Origin of the sequence: Dactylosporangium cerinum (genome assembly GCF_042653625.1) — a bacterium.
Lineage (GTDB): Bacteria > Actinomycetota > Actinomycetes > Mycobacteriales > Micromonosporaceae > Dactylosporangium > Dactylosporangium cerinum.
This window is the reverse complement of record NZ_JBHSIU010000010.1, coordinates 36,029-55,126: the sequence shown is the minus strand read 5'-3', so window position 1 is coordinate 55,126 and position 19,098 is coordinate 36,029. Positions and strand designations below refer to the sequence as shown.

14 protein-coding genes are annotated in these 19,098 nt (G+C 73.0%); 7 read left to right on the top strand and 7 right to left on the bottom strand.

Going from position 1 to position 19,098, the window contains the following annotated elements; all coding sequences use genetic code 11:
• Positions 1-55 precede the first annotated feature (55 nt).
• Positions 56-766, top strand: a complete 711-nt coding sequence (locus tag ACFPIJ_RS06595) for a hypothetical protein (protein ID WP_380113718.1) — start codon at positions 56-58, stop codon at positions 764-766.
• Here the strand turns inward: ACFPIJ_RS06595 and ACFPIJ_RS06590 are convergent.
• Positions 763-1,326, bottom strand: coding sequence for a hypothetical protein (locus tag ACFPIJ_RS06590; RefSeq protein ID WP_380113717.1), 564 nt, complete (start codon positions 1,324-1,326; stop codon positions 763-765). The two genes, ACFPIJ_RS06595 and ACFPIJ_RS06590, sit on opposite strands and share 4 nt — an antisense overlap.
• A gap of 79 nt (positions 1,327-1,405) precedes the next feature.
• On the opposite strand from ACFPIJ_RS06590, the gene ACFPIJ_RS06585 reads away from it, so the two are divergent.
• The gene (locus tag ACFPIJ_RS06585; RefSeq protein WP_380113716.1) at positions 1,406-2,731 is read left to right on the top strand and encodes an ATP-dependent 6-phosphofructokinase; all 1,326 of its coding nucleotides are present in this window, start codon (positions 1,406-1,408) and stop codon (positions 2,729-2,731) included.
• Here the strand turns inward: ACFPIJ_RS06585 and deoC are convergent.
• Positions 2,710-3,393, bottom strand: a complete 684-nt coding sequence (gene deoC / locus ACFPIJ_RS06580) for a deoxyribose-phosphate aldolase (RefSeq protein WP_380113715.1) — start codon at positions 3,391-3,393, stop codon at positions 2,710-2,712. The two genes, ACFPIJ_RS06585 and deoC, sit on opposite strands and share 22 nt — an antisense overlap.
• A 47-nt stretch (positions 3,394-3,440) precedes the next feature.
• Between deoC and ACFPIJ_RS06575 the strand changes: the two genes are divergently transcribed.
• From ACFPIJ_RS06575 to ACFPIJ_RS06555, 5 genes are all read left to right on the top strand, one after another.
• The gene (locus ACFPIJ_RS06575; protein ID WP_380113714.1) at positions 3,441-4,157 is read left to right on the top strand and encodes a GntR family transcriptional regulator; all 717 of its coding nucleotides are present in this window, start codon (positions 3,441-3,443) and stop codon (positions 4,155-4,157) included.
• Positions 4,158-4,196: 39 nt separating this feature from the next.
• Positions 4,197-8,492 carry a DUF4132 domain-containing protein gene (locus ACFPIJ_RS06570; RefSeq protein WP_380113713.1) on the top strand — a complete coding sequence of 1,432 codons (4,296 nt, stop codon included), beginning with the start codon at positions 4,197-4,199 and terminating at the stop codon, positions 8,490-8,492.
• An 842-nt stretch (positions 8,493-9,334) separates the two neighbouring features.
• Positions 9,335-9,892 (top strand): DUF4291 domain-containing protein, encoded by a 558-nt coding sequence (locus tag ACFPIJ_RS06565; RefSeq protein WP_380113712.1) that lies wholly within the window; start codon positions 9,335-9,337, stop codon positions 9,890-9,892.
• A gap of 132 nt (positions 9,893-10,024) precedes the next feature.
• The gene (locus ACFPIJ_RS06560; protein WP_380113711.1) at positions 10,025-11,170 is read left to right on the top strand and encodes a metallophosphoesterase; all 1,146 of its coding nucleotides are present in this window, start codon (positions 10,025-10,027) and stop codon (positions 11,168-11,170) included.
• Positions 11,171-11,370: 200 nt separating this feature from the next.
• Positions 11,371-12,417 carry a 3-deoxy-7-phosphoheptulonate synthase gene (locus tag ACFPIJ_RS06555; RefSeq protein ID WP_380113710.1) on the top strand — a complete coding sequence of 349 codons (1,047 nt, stop codon included), beginning with the start codon at positions 11,371-11,373 and terminating at the stop codon, positions 12,415-12,417.
• A gap of 6 nt (positions 12,418-12,423) precedes the next feature.
• Here the strand turns inward: ACFPIJ_RS06555 and ACFPIJ_RS06550 are convergent, their stop codons facing one another.
• The 5 genes from ACFPIJ_RS06550 to ACFPIJ_RS06530 form a co-directional block, all read right to left on the bottom strand.
• Positions 12,424-13,674, bottom strand: coding sequence for a DUF2314 domain-containing protein (locus ACFPIJ_RS06550; protein ID WP_380113709.1), 1,251 nt, complete (start codon positions 13,672-13,674; stop codon positions 12,424-12,426).
• Positions 13,675-13,921: 247 nt separating this feature from the next.
• Positions 13,922-15,493 (bottom strand): ABC-F family ATP-binding cassette domain-containing protein, encoded by a 1,572-nt coding sequence (locus ACFPIJ_RS06545; RefSeq protein ID WP_380113708.1) that lies wholly within the window; start codon positions 15,491-15,493, stop codon positions 13,922-13,924.
• A gap of 111 nt (positions 15,494-15,604) precedes the next feature.
• Positions 15,605-16,618 carry a serine hydrolase domain-containing protein gene (locus ACFPIJ_RS06540; protein WP_380113707.1) on the bottom strand — a complete coding sequence of 338 codons (1,014 nt, stop codon included), beginning with the start codon at positions 16,616-16,618 and terminating at the stop codon, positions 15,605-15,607.
• Between the two features lie 173 nt (positions 16,619-16,791).
• Positions 16,792-17,646: an NAD(P)-dependent oxidoreductase gene (locus ACFPIJ_RS06535; RefSeq protein WP_380113706.1), complete on the bottom strand. Its 855-nt coding sequence runs from the start codon at positions 17,644-17,646 to the stop codon at positions 16,792-16,794.
• Positions 17,643-19,079, bottom strand: a complete 1,437-nt coding sequence (locus ACFPIJ_RS06530) for a B12-binding domain-containing radical SAM protein (protein ID WP_380113705.1) — start codon at positions 19,077-19,079, stop codon at positions 17,643-17,645. Before ACFPIJ_RS06530 ends, ACFPIJ_RS06535 begins: the two co-directional genes overlap by 4 nt.
• Between the last annotated feature and the right edge of the window lie 19 nt (positions 19,080-19,098).

The window sequence follows — 19,098 nt, the reverse complement described above, 5'->3', positions numbered from 1 at the left end:
GTCCTCCGGATCATGGGACACCGGCCACGGCGGCGCGGGCATAGGATCGGCTTCGATGTCTCTGCCAACTCGCGGCCCGTGGGTCGTCACCCCGACCTCGTCCACCGTCGACTGGATGGTCGCCGGGGCCGCCCTCGCCGCCACGGCCGACGGCACCGCCGCCGCGGTCACCCTCGGCTGCTCGTCCGAGCTGCTCGCCGCGCACGTCGCCGCGCTGGTCGAGCTGCCCGCCGGGACCGGCCTGGACGCCGTCACCGCGGTCGTCGCCGACCTGGACGCCAAGCATCACCGGGTCGTGGTGCTCGTCGACGCCTGGGTCGCCGCCCCGAACGGCGGCTGGACGGTGGCCGACCTCGCCACCGCCGTCCACGCGCCCGTCGTCGTGGTCACCGGCACCGACGCCGACGCGACCGGGCACACGATGCTCTTCCTGGAGGCCCTGGACCGCCGGCAGGTCCCCGGGTCGGTGATCGTCGTCGGCGACGGCGGCGACTTCGACGCCCTGCCGGTGCGCCTGGCCGGGCGCATCCCCGCCGACCATGCCGACACCGGGCACTTCGCGGCCGAGGCGGCCCGCTGGATCGACCCGCTGGACGGCAGCCGGATCTCGGTTGAAGACCACCGGCCGGTCAAGACGGCCGGGCCGGAGGACCTGCAGACCCGCATCGCCCGGCGGGCGGCGTGGACCCTGGCGATCTCGTTCCTGCTCGCGCTGCTCCTGCTGTGCCTGTGCAACGGTTCCAACTATCCGAGCCTGTTCACCTAAGACGCGCGGCGCAGCGTGGACTGGCGGCGCTTCACCTTGCGCTCCAACGGGACGAGGCGGCGATGCTGGGGCCAGGTCAGCGTCAGCTCGGCGCCGATCTCCAGCGCCGCCCAGGTCCGCTGTGCGGCGCGGAGCGCGTCGACCGCCCGCCGGACCGCCGCCTTGTCTGCGCCGGCAAGAGGGTCGGCGCCCTGCTGCGCCGCGAGGCGGTCCAGGTCCGCGTCCGGCACCGCGGCGGCCCGCTCCACGAAGCCGCCGATGAGCTCGGCGCGCTGCAGCCGGTCGCGGTTGGCGCGGATCAGCTCCGCCGAGCGTTCCGCGGCGTGCGGTGGCCGGCGCCCCGACACGTGCGTCATGCTGCGGAACACGACCCCGCCGGCGATCGAACCCCAGATGCCGTCGGGCATGCCGAGGGCGTCCTCGACGGTGAAGTGGACGAGGTCGTGCGGGGCGTGCGCGGTCACCGGACCGGCGTGCATCCGGTACACCACGCCGTCGTCGCGCTGGATCAGCACGTCGGCCCACTGATGGTCGGGCAGCCGGTGGAAGGTGACTCGCATCGTTCCACCATCCACGCCGACGCTTCGTCGCTCAACCGATTTCACCGGCACGAAACGCTGATCCACGACCATGGTGGGCATGGTGGACGAACGGGCCCAGCTCGAGGTCAAGACGCTCGGCGAGAGCCGCATCGACTCGCCCCTGGCGGCGTTGCTGCGCACCGGGCGCACCACACAGCACTACGTCGACGAGTCCGACCGGGTCCTGCTCGACGACACGGTCTCGCTCGTCGCGGCGCGCGGCGTGCCCGTCGAGGAACTGCCCGGCTTCGAGCCCGGCGGCCCCCGCCGCAAGATCTTCTTCGACCCGTCGAAGACCCGGGTCGGGATCGTCACCTGCGGCGGGCTGTGCCCCGGCCTCAACGACGTCATCCGGGCGCTGGTCCTGGAGCTCACCAACCACTACGGGGTGCGGCGCATCTTCGGCTTCCGCAACGGATACCAGGGCATGACGGCCCGCTACGGGCGGTCCGTCGTCGACCTCGACGCCTCGCTGGTCGCCGGCATCAACGAATACGGTGGCACGATCCTGGGCACCTCCCGCGGCAACCAGGACCCGGACGAGATCGTCGACTGCCTCGAGCAGTTGTCCGTCAACGTCCTGTTCGTCATCGGCGGCGACGGGTCGATGCGCGGCGCGTTGAAGATCGCCGAGGTCGTCGCGGAGCGGGGGCGGCGCATCGCGGTCGTCGGGGTGCCGAAGACGATCGACAACGACATCCCGTACATCGAACGCTCCTTCGGCTTCCAGACGGCCTTCGCCAAGGCCACGGAGGCGATCCGCGCCGCGCACGTGGAGGCGACCGCGTTCCCGAACGGGATCGGGCTGGTGCAGCTGATGGGCCGGCACTCCGGGTTCATCGCCTGTTACGCGGCGCTGGCCAACAACGACGCCGACTACGTGCTGATCCCGGAGGTGCCGTTCTCCCTGGACGGGCCCGGCGGCTTCCTGGCCCATCTGCGGGACCGCGTCGTCTCGCGCGGGCACGCGATGATCGTCGTGGCGGAGGGGGCAGGACAGGAATTCCTTCTCGATTCGGCCTCCTCGCTCGACGCGTCGGGCAACGTGCGGTTGCAGGACTTCGGGCGCTACCTGCGCCATCGCATCGCCGAGGACTTCGCCGCCGCGGGGGTCGAGGCGAACCTGAAGTACATCGACCCGAGCTACACGATCCGCAGCGTGCCCGCCAATCCCTACGACAGCGTGTACTGCATCCGCCTCGCGCACGCCGCGGTGCATGCTGCGATGGCGGGGCGCACCGAGATGGTGGTCGGGCGGTGGCGGGGGCGATTCGTGCACGTGCCGATCGCCCTCGCCATCAGCTCCCGCAACCTCGTCGATCCCGACGGTGACCTGTGGATGTCGGTGCTGGAGGCGACCGGTCAGCCGCCGGTGTTCGCCTGACTGCGCCTTGCCAGATCATCCAGGATCGCGGCGGTGGCGGTGGCGCCGAACCGGGTGACGCCGATGGCCGCCATCGCCAGCAGGATGTCGAGGGTCCGCACCCCACCGGCCGCCTTGATCTTGACGTGCGGTGAGACGGCCGCGCGCATGAGCGCCAGGTCCTCCATCGTCGCGCCGCCGGGCGCGAAACCCGTGGACGTCTTCACGTAGTGCGCGCCGGCCCGCTCCGCCGCCTCGCAGCCGGCGATCTTCTCCGCGTCGGTGAGATAGGCGTTCTCCAGGATCACCTTCACCGTCGCGCCGTCCGCGGCCTCGACGACCGCGCGGATGTCCGCCTCGACGCCTGCTTGCATGTCGTCACCTGAGCGCAGCCAGCCGATGTTGAGAACCATGTCGATCTCGGCGGCGCCCTGCGCGACCGCGATCCGCGTCTCGGCGACCTTGGCTTCGGTGGTGGCGCCGCCGTGCGGGAACCCGACCACGGTGCCGACCAGCACGCCGGTCCCCTTGAGCAGCGCCACCGCGGTTGTGACGTCGGCCGGGCGGACACACACCGAGGCCACGTCGTAGCGCGCGGCGAGCTCACATCCGGCACGCACCTCGTCGAGGGTCAGCTCCGGCCGCAGCAGCGAGTGGTCGATCATCTTCGCAACGCTCTCCATGCGCCCCAGTCTAGTTGTCTATACAGCTTCTTGTGTACGGTCGAGCCGTGACCGACTTCACGCCCCACTACCACCGCATCGAGCAGGCCCTCCGGGCCCTGGTCGCCCGCTCGGCGCCGCACGACCCGCTGCCGTCGGAGCCGGAGCTCGCCCGGGAGCACGGGGTCAGCCGGATGACCGCGCGGGCGGCGGTCACGAACCTCGTCAGCGCCGGGCTCGCGTACCGCTCCCCTGGCCGCGGCACGTTCGTCGCGGTCCCGGCGGCGCCGCGCCGGGCCGACAACCTGGTGCGCTTCAGCGACGAGATGCGTCGGCAGGGCCGGACCCCGTCGTCCCGGATCGTGGACGCGGCGGTGCGGTCGGCCACGGCGGCGGAGACCGCCCGGCTGCAGCTGGGCAGCGGTGCTTCCGTTGTCGCGATCTCGCGGGTACGCCTCGCCGACGGGGTGCCGGTCGCGGCCGAGCGGGCCGTGTTCCCCGGCGCACTCGCCGCCCTGCTGGACGCCGATCTGGTCAACGGGTCCCTGCACGCCGCCGTCACCGCGCTCGGCCGGGTGCCGACCCGGGGCACCGCGACGCTGACCGCCGCGGCGGCGACCCGTGCCGACGCGCGGCTGCTGTCCCTCCCGGCGGGCGCGCCGTTGCTGGTTGAGCGGCGGCTCATCCTCGACGAGCGGGAGGTGCCGCTGGAGCTGACCGAGTCGCGGTACGCGGGCAGCAGGTATCACCTCGACGTCGCCTTCGGCGTCTCGTCCTTGTTGTAGCGCCGGAAAATGTCGGTGGGTCTGGTTAGGGTGACGCCCGTGACAGCTTCACCGATGGTCGTGCCGTCGTCGTGGCGGCGCAGCATCCACCCCCGCCGCGGCGGCATCCGCGTGGCCTATGTCCCGGTGACCGACGAGGTGCCCGACTGGCCCGGCACCCGTGCCGTGCTGGCGGACCTGGGCACCGAGCCCGCCGTCGCCGAGGCCGGCCTCGCCGTGCTCGACGGGGCCGCACCGACCCCGCTCGGCGCGGCGGCGGTCGCCACCGTCCTGCTCTGCGGCTCCCAGGTGCCGCGCTTCGACCACCGGACCGTTGCCGACGGCTGGATCGCCCGGCTCGGCCTGCCGTTCGCCGCCGCCGCAGCCGCAGAGACCAGCGACCTGATGCTGACGAGCCGCAACTGCCCGGTCCGGCGCGGCGAGCCGGTCCCCGACGGCGAGTGCGGCGAGCAGTATTGCCCGGGCCATCTCTCGGTCCAGCGGGCGGGGAAACTGATCCACGAGCGGGGCCAGATGGTCGGCACCGACCCGATGCTCGGCCGGGTGCGGATGGCCGTCGCCGCCGCCCCGGACGACGTGCACGCCGCCGTCCTCGAGGCGCTCGCGCCCTACCGGGACGGTTCGCTGCGGCGGCGGATCTCGACGTCGTTCCTCGACCCGACGCAGACCGCGTGGGTCGACGCCGACACCGAGGAGCTGAACCGGCAGCACCGGGAAAACCTGGACGCGCCGCTGCTCCTGGCCTCGGTCCACACCCCGGCGCAGGCGGCGCTCGTGCGGCCGTGGACCGAGGACTACGGCGGGTGGTGGTCGCTGAGCAGCCCGACCATGATGCACACCATCGCTGAGGGCCTCGGCGACGGCATCCTCGACATCTACCACTGCTGGCGCGAGCCTGGCTGGGGCAACGCCACGCAGCAGCGCTCGATCATGGCCACGCTTGCGGCCATCCCGACCGACCGGGCGTTCCAGGAGCTGCTGGACGGCCTGAGCGTCCGGGGCGCCCAGGCCGCCGTCGAGGCTGCGGCCGAGCGGTTCCCGGAGCGCGCGATGCGGCTGATGACCGCGGCGGCCGACCGGCCGAGGGTGGTCGAGCTGCTGCGGCGGCACATGTCCCGGCATCCGGCGCTCGCGCCTGCCACCCTGCCGTGGCCGGAGCCTTCAGTGACTTCACCTTCGGTGGCTTCGCCTTCAGTGGCGTTGCCTTCAGTGGCGTTGCCTTCGGTGGCGTTGCCTTCGGTGCTCGTGACGCCGCCGTGGACCGTTCGGCGCAAGCGGGCGAAGCCGGTCGTGCTTGCCGACCTCCGCTGCACCGACGAGCCCACGGTGAGCTGGCCGCCCGGCGTGCGGGAGCAGTTGCTCGCCCGGATCGACCCATGGACCCGCCGGGAGGATCCGGAGCAGCTCGCCGGGCAGCTGCGCGCCGGGACGCTCGAGACCTGGTATGCCACCGACCTGCTCGAATCCGGCCCGGAAGACCTCGCGCGGTCCCTGCTGCCGGTGTGGGAGCCGACCCGCCTGTGGGGCGTGCACTACTGGCTGCCCCGGATCGTCGCCCGGTTCGGCGTGGCGGCGCTGCCCCTGGTCCTGCGGATCGCCCGCCGCAGCCCGATTGACGGCGGGCCGCACCTGCTGCCGTTCACCGCGCCGGAGATCGCGCTGCTGGCCGCCGACTGGCACGGCCGGCTCAAGGCGGCCCGGGTGATCGCGCTCGAATGGCTGCGCCGGCACCCCGCCGCGGCCGCACGGGCCCTCGTCCCGGCCGCGCTCGCCAAGCCCGGCCCGGACCGCCGCCACGCCGGGCAGGCGCTGCTCGCGCTGGCCTCGTCCGGGCACCGCCAGACGGTCCTCGCCACCGCCGACGACTACGGACCGGCGGCCGGCGCCGCGATCCGCGACCTGCTCGACACCGACCCGCTCGACGTGCTCCCATCCCGCATCCCGGCCCTGCCCGGGTGGGCCGACCCGGCCACCCTGCCCCCGGTCCGGCTGCGCGACGGCTCCGGCACCCTGCCCGTCGACGCCGTCCAGCACCTGATCACCATGCTCATGCTGTCGAAGCTCGGCGACCCGTATGCCGGCGTCGCCATCGCCCACGCCGCCTGCGACCCGTCCGACCTGGCCCGGTTCGCCTGGGCGCTGCTGCAGCGGTGGGAGGACGCCGACGCCCCGCCCGCGGACAGTTGGGCCCTGGACGCGCAGGCCGTCCTCGGCGACGACGAGACCGCCACCCGGCTCGGCGCCGCCATCCGCGACTGGCCCTATCAGGGCGCCCACAAGCGGGCCGCGACCGGCCTCGACGTCCTCGCCCAGCTCGGCACCGACGCCGCCCTGACCCAGCTGCAGGACATCGCCACGAAGATGAAGGCCAAGGCCGTCAAGAGCCGCGCCGAGCTGAAGCTCCGCGAGGTCGCCGAGGCCCTCGAGCTGACCCCGGATCAGCTCGCCGACCGGCTCGTCCCCCACCTCGACCTGACCCCCGACGCGACCTTCACCCTCGACTACGGCCCACGCCGCTTCGTGGTCGGCTTCGACGCCCAGCTCAAGCCGTATGTTCTCGACGAGTCCGGCACCCGCCGCAAGGAGCTGCCCGCCCCCACCGCCACCGACCACCCCCGCCTCGCCCCGGCCGCCCAGCACCGCTTCACCGACGCCAAGAAGGTCGTCCGGAAGGTCGCCACCGAGCAGGTCCACCGCCTGGAGCAGGCAATGGTCACCCAACGCCACTGGACCGGCGCCGAGTTCCGCCGCACGTTCCTGCAACACCCGCTGCTGTGGCCGATCGCCCGCCGCCTGGTGTGGCTCATCACCACCCCAACCCCCAGCACTCCCACCATCTCCGCCAGCGGCGATGGTGTTGGGAGCGACGTTGGCGGCGTTGGCGGCGGCGTTGGCGTTGGCGTTGGCGTTGGCGTTGGCGTTGGCGTCAGCATTGGCGGCGGCGGTGGCGGCGACAGCAGCAGCGGCGGCGGCGACAGCAGCAGCGGCAGCAGCAGCGGTGGCAGCAGCAGCAGCGGCGGCGGCGACAGCAGCAGCAGCAGCGACAGCAGCAGCAGCGACAGCAGCAGCAGCGGCAGCAGCAGCAGCGGCAGCAGCAGCAGCAGCGGCAGCAGCAGCAGCGGCGGCAGCAGCAGCGGCAGCAGCAGCAGCGGCGGCGACAGCAGCGGTGGCGGCGACAGCAGCGGTGGCGGCGACAGCAGCAGCGGTGGCAGCAGCAGCAGCGGTGGCAGCGGTGGCGGCGACAGCAGCAGCAGCAGCAGCGACAGCAGCAGCAGCGACAGCAGCAGCAGCGACAGCAGCAGCAGCGACAGCAGCAGCAGCGACAGCAGCAGCAGCGACAGCAGCAGCAGCGGTGGCAGCGGTGGCGGCGACAGCAGCAGCGGCAGCAGCAGCGGTGGCAGCAGCGGTGGCAGCGGCGACAGCAGCAGCGGTGGCAGCAGCGGTGGCGGCAGCAGCAGCGCGGGCAACCCGACCAGCACCGACACCGGCGACGGCATCGGCGGCGTCAGTGCCATGGACGGCGACGACGGCCCGAGCAACGTTGGCGCGGGCGCCGTGGGCGGACTCAGCGGCATCGACGGCGTCAGTGACCCCGGCACCAGCGACGGCATCGGCGGCCACAGCGCCATGGACGGCGACGACGGTGACAGCAGCATCGGCAGCATCGGCGGGGGTGGCATCGCAGGCTTCGGCCGCAACGGCAGCCCCGGCGACGTCCGCAGCAACTACGGCGACGCGACGCGCGGCAACGACGGCGACGTCCATGCCAGCACCAGCCGCGGGGGGATCGCGCGCGCCGGCGTTGCCGTGCGGTTGGCTGAGGACCGGACTCTCGCCGGGGTCGGTGACGAGTTCGTCGACCTCGCCGATGATGCCGTCGTGTCGGTGGCTCATCCCGTGCACCTCGACGTGCGGGCGTGGTCGGAGGTGTTCGCCGACTACGAGATCCTGCAGCCGTTCCGGCAGTTGGCTCGCGACGTCCAGGCGCTCGCTGCGCAGGAGCTCAGCTCGACCCGGCTGGCTCGGTACGACGACCGGAAAGCGCTGACGGTGAAACTGCTCGCGCTGGAGCGCCGGGGCTGGCGGCGGTCCGGTCAGGACGGTGGCCACCAGGGCCGGATCGAGCGCGACCTGCCAGGCGGCGCGACCCTGATCGTCGACCTCGACCCGGGCATCACGATGGGCGCTCCGACCGACAACCCACAGCAGTCCCTCCACATCTGGATCTGCCCCGACGGCGGCGACCAGTGGTCCCGCAAGCACGCCGTGCCGTTCTCGACGTTGGACCCGACCACCGCCTCGGAGCTGCTCCGCGACCTCAACTCCTGCTTCTGACCGCGCCCACCGTTGGACACCGTTCAGCCCCGACACGGGTGCCGCTCGGCCACTGCACAAGCCCGCCGCCCGCGGCATTCGTCAGCGCGAGCCGGCGGGCGGACCACGTGCGCCTCGCGCAGCGTCGCGCACCTGCCGTGCCGGTCCACAGCCGTGCGCGCCGGAAGTTGTGAAGCGCAGGGGGTGCGCACGCCGCACCAATGCACGCTTCGAGGCGGCCAGAAGACCGACCGGGGCGCCGCTGATCCCGCGGAGATCTCTTCCACCGATGGTTGTTGCCATGCGGACGGTCGGTGCGCCAGAGTTCTGGCCCGCCAGAGGTCCTGACATTTCCGTCTATTTCTCGGCCCTGGCCGCCGTTCAGCAGCGGACGTTCATGATCGAAGGATCTGTCTGGTCGCTCACGCGCTCACGCGACCAGTGCCATCCTTCGATCATGCCCGCAAGATCATCCACTGGGACGCGAGGCGCCGGGCGCGTGGTCACCGGCCCCGCAACGTCCACGGCCCCGCGACGTCCACCAGCACCACGTGCTGGTGATCGAAGTCGCAGACCGGCCGCTGGACAGCCCACCGCGCACCGACCGACCGCGACGCCAATCCGCAACGGCCTCCCGGACGGGCATCACTCGGTGCTGCAACACCGATCACGCCCAAGGACGACGTCCATCAATCGGCGGAATGGAGAGTACCGGCGTCGAAACAGCGATCTGCCGCCCCGGCGACAACCGAGAACCCCGGGCCTTCACTTGAACCCACCGTTGCGGGTCGGCAGGGGGCATGCGGCGGAATCAGGTTGCCGGGGTGGACGCGTGGGGGCGATCGTCCGGGTGGAGGTGTGCGATGCCCGCGTTGCGGCAGGTTCGGGCCGACTTCGATGCCACGACGATCGTTGTCTATCAGGCGTACTCGCGGGCGGTGGCGGACGCGGCGCTTGCGGCGGGGACGTTCGTCGCGCCGTTCTCGTTCGCGAGGATGACGTGGATCAAGCCGTCGCTGCTGTGGCTCATGCATCGCAGCAACTGGGGGCGCAAGTCCGGGCAGGAGCGCATCCTCGCGGTGCGGATCAGCCGGGCGGGCTGGGAGCGGGCGCTGTCGGAGGCGGTGCTGACCAGCGATCCCGCACTGGCGCGGGCCAGGGTCCACGTGCAGTGGGATCCGGAGCGGTCGCTGCGCGGGGCGGCGCTCAACCACTACAGCATCCAGGTGGGGGTCGGGCGGGAGTTGATCCGGGAGTACGCAACGGAGTGGGTCGCCGGGCTGAGCGATCTCACCCCGGTCGTGCGCAGGATCGCGGCGCTCGTCCAGACGGGCCGGGCCGCCGAGGCGCAGCGGCTCCTGCCACCGGAGCGGCCGTTCCCACTCGATCCGCACCTCGCCCGCCGGATCGGCGCTTCGTAACCGCCACCGGATCGGCGCCCCGCAACACACCGCCGGATCGGCGCTTCGCAAGCGCCGCCCGATCGACCGCTTCGCGAACGCCGCCCGAGCGGCGCTTCGTAGAACGTTGCCGGGTGCTGCCATAGTCGCGGGATGGTGTTCGCCGGGTTGGTCGTGGTGGCCGTCGCAGTGGTGCACTGGTACCTCTGGCTGCGGCTGGTCCGTGCCACCACCGGCCGTCCGCGGGTGCGGCGGGCCGGGGCGTGGGTGGTGGGGGCGCTCGGCGTCCTCTTCGCGGTCACGGCGGTCGGGAACCGGGCGTTGCCCCGGCGGTACGAACCGGCGCTCGAGCGCGTCGTCGGCTGGCCGGGGTACGTGTGGCTGGCCCTCGCCGGATACCTCGTCCTGGCTCTGGTGGTCCTGGAACTCCCCGCGTGGTTGGCCCAGCGAGCCGTTACCCGCACGACCGGACCGGCGGATCAGGAGCGGCGGCTGCTGATCGGGCGCAGCGTCGCGATCGTGGCCGGGCTCGCCGCGACCGGGGTCACCGCCACCGGCATGGTCACCGCGCTCGGGCCGCCCACCACCCGGCGTGTACGGATCCCGCTCGCGAAGCTGCCCCGGGGCATGGACGGCACCCGGATCGCGCTGGTGTCGGACGTGCACCTCGGGGCGCTGCGCGGGCGGGCGCACACCGAGCGGGTCGTCGCCGCCGTCAACGCGCTGGACGCCGACATCGTGGCGATGGTCGGGGACCTCGTCGACGGCACCGTCGACGACCTCGGGCCGGCCGTGGAGCCGCTGCGCGGGTTGCGCAGCCGGCGCGGGGTGTACTTCGTGACGGGCAACCATGAGTACTTCTCCGGGCACGAGGACTGGATCGAGCATGTCGGCGCGCTCGGGTTGCGGGTGCTGCGCAACGCGCGGGTCGAGATCGACGGGCTGGACCTCGCCGGGGTCAACGACGCGACCGGTGGCAGTGTCGGCGACCCGCCGGACTACGACCTGGCGCTCGCCGGGCGGGACCCGGCCCGGCCGGTGGTGCTGCTGGCGCACCAGCCGGTCCAGGCGCACGAGGCGGCGAAGCGTGGGGTGGACCTGCAGCTGTCCGGGCACACCCATGGCGGGCAGCTGTGGCCGTTCCACTATGTGACCCGGATCTCCCAGCCTGTGATCAGCGGGCTCGGCGAGGTCGGCGGGATGCCTGTGTACGTGACCAATGGCGCCGGATTCTGGGGGCCGCCGGTGCGGGTCGGCGCCGCACCCGATGTGACGTTGGTCGAACTGCGTGCGCGCTGAGCGTGCTCATGGCGTACAGTGGCGGCGTGATGTTGGGTTATCGGCGTTTTACCGTGGCTCCGGGTGGAGCCGACGGGCGCTTGCGCTGACCTAGATCACCCGGAGCCAGCAAGGGCAGAGACCACCGTCTCTGCCCTTTGTCGTGTCACACGGCGGGCTGGAGCACCGGACCCGCCTCAACCTGGGAGAAGAGACGGGACATGAACACCAGCAACCTGCGCGTCACCGGATACCGGCCGCTCGTCACGCCACGCGAGCTGCAGGACGAGCTGCCGATGGACGACGCCCGCGCCGAGGTCGTCCGACGATCACGGGACGAGGTCCACGCGATCGTGACCGGCGCCGATGACCGGCTGCTGGTCGTCGTGGGGCCGTGTTCGGTGCACGATCCGGTCGCCGCCGTCGACTACGCGCGCCGGCTGGCCGCGGCCGCCGCCGAGCACAGCGCCGAGTTGTGTGTCGTGATGCGGGTGTACTTCGAGAAGCCCCGCACGACGGTCGGCTGGAAGGGGCTCATCAACGACCCGGGCCTCGACGAGACGTTCGACGTGCCGACCGGGCTGCGGCTGGCCCGGCGGTTACTGCTCGACGTGCTCGGGCTGGGGCTGCCGGTCGGGTGCGAGTTCCTCGAGCCGACCAGCCCGCAGTACATCGCCGACGCCGTGTCGTGGGGCGCGATCGGCGCGCGGACGCCGGAGAGCCAGGTCCACCGGCAGCTCGCGTCGGGCCTGTCGATGCCGGTCGGGTTCAAGAACGCCACCGACGGCGACGTCCAGGTCGCCATCGACGGCTGCCACACCGCCGCGAGCCGGCACGTGTTCTTCGGCGTCGACGAGGACGGCCGGGCCGCGGTCGTGGAGACCACCGGCAACCCCGACTGCCACATCATCCTGCGCGGCGCCCGTTCGGGCCCGAACTACGGCCCGGAGGGGGTCGGCGACGCCCTGGCGCGGCTGGAGAAGGCGGGGCTGCCGCAGCGGCTCGTCGTCGACGCCAGCCACGGCAACAGCGGCAAGGACCACGTCCGGCAGGCGTCGGTGACCCGGGAGATCGCCGGGCAGGTCGCCGCGGGGCAGGACGGGATCGCCGGCATCATGCTGGAGAGCTTCCTGGTCGAAGGCCGGCAGGACCTCGGCGGTGAGCTGACCTACGGCAAGAGCGTCACCGACGCCTGCATGTCGTGGGACACGACCGAGGCGCTGCTCGCCGACCTGGCCACCGCGGTCCGGGCCCGCCGAGCCGCCTGATCGGGCTCAGGACAGCAGCTGGTTGGTCCACCCGCCCTCGATGATGCCGCGGCCGTCGACCCAGATACCCCAGTCGACGACGGTCGCGGCGTCGACGGACGTCGGCCGGCCGGCCCGCACGGTCGGGTCGGTCTCCGCGTCGGACATGCTCACCCCGTGGATCCGCGCCGGGTCGGGCCAGTCGGTGACGGTGGACCACACGTATTCCCGCTGCGTCGCGTGCCCGGCCAGCCCGTGCTTCACGATCAGCTGGCCGGGTGCGGTGATCGCCCGGTCCAGGAACCGGGCCCGGGCCTGCGGCAGCGCGGCCCGGGCGGCGGCGATCGCGGCGTCCATCCGGGCGTCGCGGGGCGCCCGCCGCACCGCACTGCCCGGGCCCCCGAACAGCGCGGCGCTCACCGACGTCAGGAACTCCCCCGCCGACAACCGGTACGTGTCCGGTGGCACAACGGTCAGGAACGCCTGCCCGTCGAAGCGGTCCGGCGGGTCGAGCCGCAACCGCACCTCGGCCTGGCGCTCGGGTCCGGGCTCGTGCCCGTAGGCCCGGTCCATGTCGGCGGTGCCGACCACGAGACGGCTGGGCAGGGCGACGAAGCTCGGCTCGCCCTGCAGCGCCCGCGTCCACACCCGCACCAGCGCCGCCGCGGCGCCGCTCATCACCCGGGTCCAGGAGCCGGCCAGCACCGGTGGCACGTCCAGCACCTGCAGCTCGGGCAGCCCGAACCGGCCGAGCCCTTTCGTGGTCATCCACAGCCCGCGGTCCCCGGCGGACTGCGGCACGAGCACCCACCGCACGAGCACGATCCGGCCGTCGGGGTCGGGCAGCGAGCGCACGGCCGCGGCGGGGTCCAAAAGCTGCGGCGTGAACATGTCGATGAGCGTCCCGCCGGTCAGCTCCGCGACGCCGGCGGCGACCCCGCGGGCGTGCCACTCGTGCGCCGGCGGCCACCCGGGCCGGAACACCGCCTGGCAGACGATGACGTGTGTGGCCGCGTCGAGATCCCGCAGCTGGGTCGCCGACGCGCCGAACACGCCGAGGAACGACACCGGCAGCGGCGGCGACTCCCCGACCGTGGACATGGTCACGCTGAGCAGCGGCCCGGCCAGCATCCGCAGCGCGCCGACCCGCAGCGGCTCGGGCAGCCGCTGCGCCGATTCCCGGGCCGCGGCCTGGACGTCCGCCGGAGGGCGTGCGGTCGCCACCACGTACGTGGCCTCAACGAGCTCGGGCACGCTCAGCGTCACCGCGTCGTCCATACCGCAATCCTGCCCCTCCGGACGCGGCCGTGCCCGTCCCTCCGCCCCCGCCGCGCCGCCCGGAGCCGTTCGCACCAGCGCCACCGCGTCGTTGATCGAAGCCGCCGACCGACCGCCCGGACGACCGCCACGCGACTCCCGATCGACGGACGAGCACGGTCAGGGTCCTGATCCGGGTCTCCGGCTCAGGGCGATGCACGGAACTGGGACGGCCACGCGCCGGGCGCCCAGGCCGGTGGCGGGCCCGTCAGGCGAGCCGCAGTTCGCGGCCCGGCCAGCGGGAACGCAGCCAGCGGTCGTGGCTGGCGACCACGATCGCGCCCGGCCCGGTGCCCAGCGCCTCCTCCAGTTCGTCGGCGAGCCGGGGCGACAGGTGGTTGGTCGGCTCGTCCAGCAGGAGCAGCTCCGGCGGGTCCGCCACCAGCAGCGCCAGCGCGAGCCGCCGCCGCTGCCCGACGGACAGCTCGCCGACCGGCCGGTTCAGGTCGCGGGACGCGAGCAGGCCGAGCGTGCGCAGCGGCACCGCGTCGGCGCGCGCAGGGCCGAGGGCCAGTTCATAGGTGGCGGCAACGGTGCGGTCGGGGTGGTCGAAGACCGTGTCCTGGGCGAGGAGCCTCACGGTCAGGCCGCGCCGCCGCTGGACGGTGCCGGCGGCGGGCAGCCGGCCGGCGAGGACGCCGAGGAGCGTCGACTTGCCCGCGCCGTTGGCGCCCGTGACCAGGAGCCGGTCCGAGGCGGCGACGTCCAGCCGGTCGAGGGTCAACCGGCCCTGGACCGACACGTCCTGCAGCGTCACCAGGAGCCCGTCCGCCGACGCGGCGGCCAGGGCGGGGACGCCCAGGCGCAGCGGTGCCGGAGGCTTGCGGACCTGGGTGCGGGTGAGGTCGTCCAGGCGGCGGCCGGCGTTACGGACCCGGCGGGAGATCTGCTGCTGGACCCGCCCGGCGGTGTGGCCGTAGCCCATCTTCTCGCTGTCCCGGCGCTCCCGGCCCGGGGCGACCTGGTGTGCGGTCACCGAGACGGCGTGCCGCAGCTGCTGCAGCTCCTCCTGTTCCTCCTCGAATCGGCGCTGCCAGCGCTCCCGCTCGGCGCGCTTGGCGTCCTGGTAGTCGGTGTAGTTGCCGCCGTAGCGGGTGGGGCCGTCGACGGCCGGGTCGAGGTCGATGAGGTCGGTGCAGACGGCGTCGAGGAAGGCGCGGTCGTGGCTGGCGAGGACGACGGCGCCGGGCAGGTCGCGCAGCTGCGCCTCCAGGAACGCGGCCGCGTCGTCGTCGAGGTGGTTCGTCGGTTCGTCCAGCAGCAGGGCGGTCGGCCGGCGGATGAGCAGCGCGGCGAGGGCGAGCCGGCCGCGCTGCCCACCGGACAGCGAGCCGAGCGTGCGGTCGTGCTCCAGCGCACCGAGCCCGAGCCCGTCCAGGACCAGGCCGGCGCGCCGGTCGGCGTCCCACGCGTCGTGCAGCTGGGCGCGTTCGAGCCGTTCGCCGTACTCCTCAAGGGTCAGCGCGTCGGGGGACTCCAGCGCGGCGAGGTCCTCGCGGGCCTCGCGCAGGGCGTCGTCGAGCACGTCGGCGATCGTCGCCGCCGCGTCGAACGGCATCTCCTGGTGCAGGTAGCCGAGGTCGGCCGGGCGCACGACGGTGCCGGACTCGGGCTCGTCGGTGCCGGCGAGCAGCCGCAGCAGGGTGGACTTGCCGGCGCCGTTCTCGCCGATCAGGCCGATGCGGTGGCCGGGCGAGGCGGTGAGGGAGACGCCGTCGAGCACGCGGCGGGTGCCGTACGTGCGGACGAGGTCATGGGCGAGCAGAACGGATGGAAACATGCGGACACCACCGGCAAGGAACGTCGGAAACCCGCCGGGCAATGGCCTCGGGCGCGGGTCGGGGAGGTGTCAGCGGCTCACATCCCCTTCAAGATAGCGCGCCAACCAAGATCAGGCCAGCATGGCGTCGGCCACAGCACGCCTGGCGGGATTGTTGTTCCCCCAGGTGGCGTCGGGGTGGACGCGGTTGGTGAGCAGGACGAGGGCGATGCGGCGGCGCGGGTCGCAGACCATCGAGGTGCCGGTGAAGCCGGTATGACCGAACGCCCCGTGGCCGGTGAGCTTCCCCATGTACCAGGCCTGATCGATGTCGACGCCGAGGCCGTGCGCGGCAGCCGGGCCGAAGCGCTGGTTCGCGTCGGTCCGCATCAGGTCCACTGTGGAGGGTCGCAGCAGCGGCCCGCCGCCGGTCAGCAGCGCGCGGGCGAGCAGGGCGACGTCGGCGGCGGTGGCGAACAGGCCGGCGTGGCCGGCCACGCCGTCGAACGCCGCCGCGGACGGGTCGTGCACGGTGCCCCGGATCCCGGCCTCGGTCGCCGCGGCCGGCAGCGCCGGCGGCGGGCGGAAGCCGGTGCGGGCCATGCCGAGCGGCCCGGCGATCTGCTGCCGGACGAGCACGTCGAGGGGCGCGCCGGCGAGCCGGGTGACGATCGCGCCGAGCGCGATGAAGTTCTGGTCCGCGTACAGGTACCCGCCGCCGGCCGGCCCGACGGGCGGCTCCCGCAGCACGTGCTCCAGCCGGGCGGCGGCGGAGGAGCCGACGAGGGGAACGTCCTTGGACAGCCCGGACGTGTGGGTGAGCAGCATCCGCACGGTGATCGCCGGCTTGTCCACAAAGGACGGAAGGTACTCCGAAACAGGCGCGTCCAGCGCCAGCGCGCCCCCCTCGACGAGCCGCAGCGCCAGCACCGCGGTGAACGTCTTGGTCAGCGACGCGAGGTCGTACAGGGTGTCGACGGTCGCCGGGATCCGCTGGTCGGCGGGCAACTCCGAACGGGCCGCGTCATACCGGACCGCGTCACCGAACGCGAAGTGCGCGACGACCGCACCGTCCACGGCGGCGAACAGCACCCCGCCGGGAAACAGCGGGTGCACCGGGCTGGGCGCGAGGAACCGGGTGACCACGTCGCGCAACCGACCGGCACGCGAACGGCCGGAAGGCCACGGTTCGGGGGTGGCGACCGGCAGCGCCCACGGTGAGACCGAGGGCGACGACACCACCGGTGAAGGGACCACACGGGGCGATGACGAGCAGCCGGAGAGCAGACCGGCAACGCCCAGGAGGACCTGCCGCCGGTTCACTCCTGGGGGGACCGCACAGCCTCGTACAGCGCGGCCATGTCGTCCTCGGCGAACCCCCGCTCGGCCGCGGTCGACAGCAGCGCCGCCGCCGCGTCCACCACGGACCGGTCCACGCCGACGGATCCGGCGAGCGCGCCGACCAACGAGGCGTCCTTCAACGCGCCGCTCACCGGGAACGAGACCGGATACGAACGCTCCATCATGGACGGCGCCTTCGCATGCAGGTACGGCATGTCCAGCGCCCCGCCGGAAACCAGCTGCAGGAACAGGGCCGGGTCGAGACCGAGCCCGTCCGCGAGCGCGACGCTCTGCGCGAGACCCGCGACCGCGGTCAGCACCCAGCTGTTGACGACCAGCTTGATCCGGCTGCCGGCGCCGGCCTCGCCGAGCCACGTCACCTTCGCCGCGATCGGCGCGCACAGCGCCTCGACCCGGTCCCGGACGTCCGACGGGCCGGACGCGAGGACGTTGAGCTTGCCCTGCTCGGCGGGCTGCCGGGTGCCGAGGACGGGTGCGTCGACGTAGACCAGGCCGAGCTTCGCGGCCAGCGTGGCGAGGTCGTCGGCGCCGGGCACCCCGACCGTGCTCAGCTGCAGCCACAGCGTGCCGGGCGCGGGCGCCGCCGCGGTGATGACGGTGTCGACGGACGCCGCGTCGAACAGGACGGTGACGACGACGTCGGCGCCCTCGACGCACGACGCGGGCGAGGAGCAGACGACGGCACCGTCGGGGGCGAGCACCTCGGCGGTCTCGGCCGTGCGGTTCCACACCCGCACGGACTCACCGGCACGCAGCCAGTTGCGCGCCACGGCCGCGCCCATGATCCCGGTCCCCAGCACTGCCACGGTCATCCCGCCGCCCCCTTCAACGAAAGCCCCCCGGAATCATAGGTCGGGCGCGAATCACGACCGGAACGCCGGGAGCCGAACGACGACAGCGCCGCCTCCAGCAGCGGCAGCGCGTGCAGCACCTGCCCGGAGCGGATCAGCACGTCCCACACCCGCTCGAACTTCTTCCAGCCGCCCGCGTACGCCAGGTGCCGCACCCGGTCCCCGAGCACGTCCTTGGTCGCCGCGCCCCGCCACAGGTTCCCCCACCGGTAGAAGTCCTTGTACGCCCGCCAGTACCCGCGTTCCAGCTGCGACGCCGTCATCCCCCGCGGCGAATAGACGACGTGGCGGGTGTCGTACAACTCCCAATTCCGGTGCTTGATGCGGCCCTCGGACGAGATGCGGCGGAACAGGCCGGTCCCGGGATACGGGGTCATGATGTGGAACGTGGCGGTCTCGATGCCCTGCCGCACCGCCCACCCCACCGTGCGGTCGAACACGTCGGGCCCGTCGGAGTCCATGCCGAACACGAAGCTGGCGTTCACCATCACCCCCGCCTCGCGCAGGCGGCGCACCACGGCGCCGTAGTCGCGCCCGACGTTCTGCCGTTTGCGCTGCTCGGCGAGGTTGTCCGCGTTGATGGTCTCGAAGCCGACGAACATGCTGCGCAGCCCGGCGTCGACGGCGCGTTCCAGCAGGTCCGGCTGCAGGATCGTGTCGACCGTGCCGGCCGCCTGCCACACCCGGCCCATGCCGCGCATCCCGGCGAACAGCTCCGTGGCGAACCGTTTGTTGCCGAACAGGTGGTCGTCGAGGAAGTACAGGTGCCGCCCGGGCAGCCGGTCGATCTCGGCGAGCGCGTCGTCGACCGCCTGCGTGTAGAACGACTTGCCGCCTTCGAAGAACGCGTCCTTGTAGCAGAAGTCGCAGTGGTGCGGGCAGCCCCGCGACACGACGATCGAGTTGGGCACCAGGTAGCGGTGGCGCTGGATCAGGTCTCTGCGGATCGGCGGCAGGCCTTCGAGGGTGCGCTGTTTGGAGGTGTACCGCGGGAGCGTCGCCTTGCGTCGCAGGTCGGCGAGGAATACCGGCCAGGTGTCCTCTCCTGGGCCGCAGAACACGCTGTCGGCGTGCTGGGCGGCCTCGTCCGGCAGGGACGTGACGTGCAGGCCGCCCATCGCGACGAACACCCCACGGGCGCGGTACCAGTCGGCCAGTTCATAACTGCGCCGGGCCGAGGTGATGTACGCCTGGATCACCACCAGGTCGGGCAGCTCGACGGCCGCCGGGTCGAAGCGTTCGACGTGCTCGTCGACGATGCGCACGTCGTCGTCCGGAGGGAGGTAGCCGGCGAGGGTCGCCAGGCCGAGCGGTGGGAAGAGGCTGTACTTGATCGGCCGGAACAGAGGGCTGGTCGCCTCGGTCAGGGCCGGAAGAATCATCAGCACCCGCATGTCACCGACCGTAGGCATC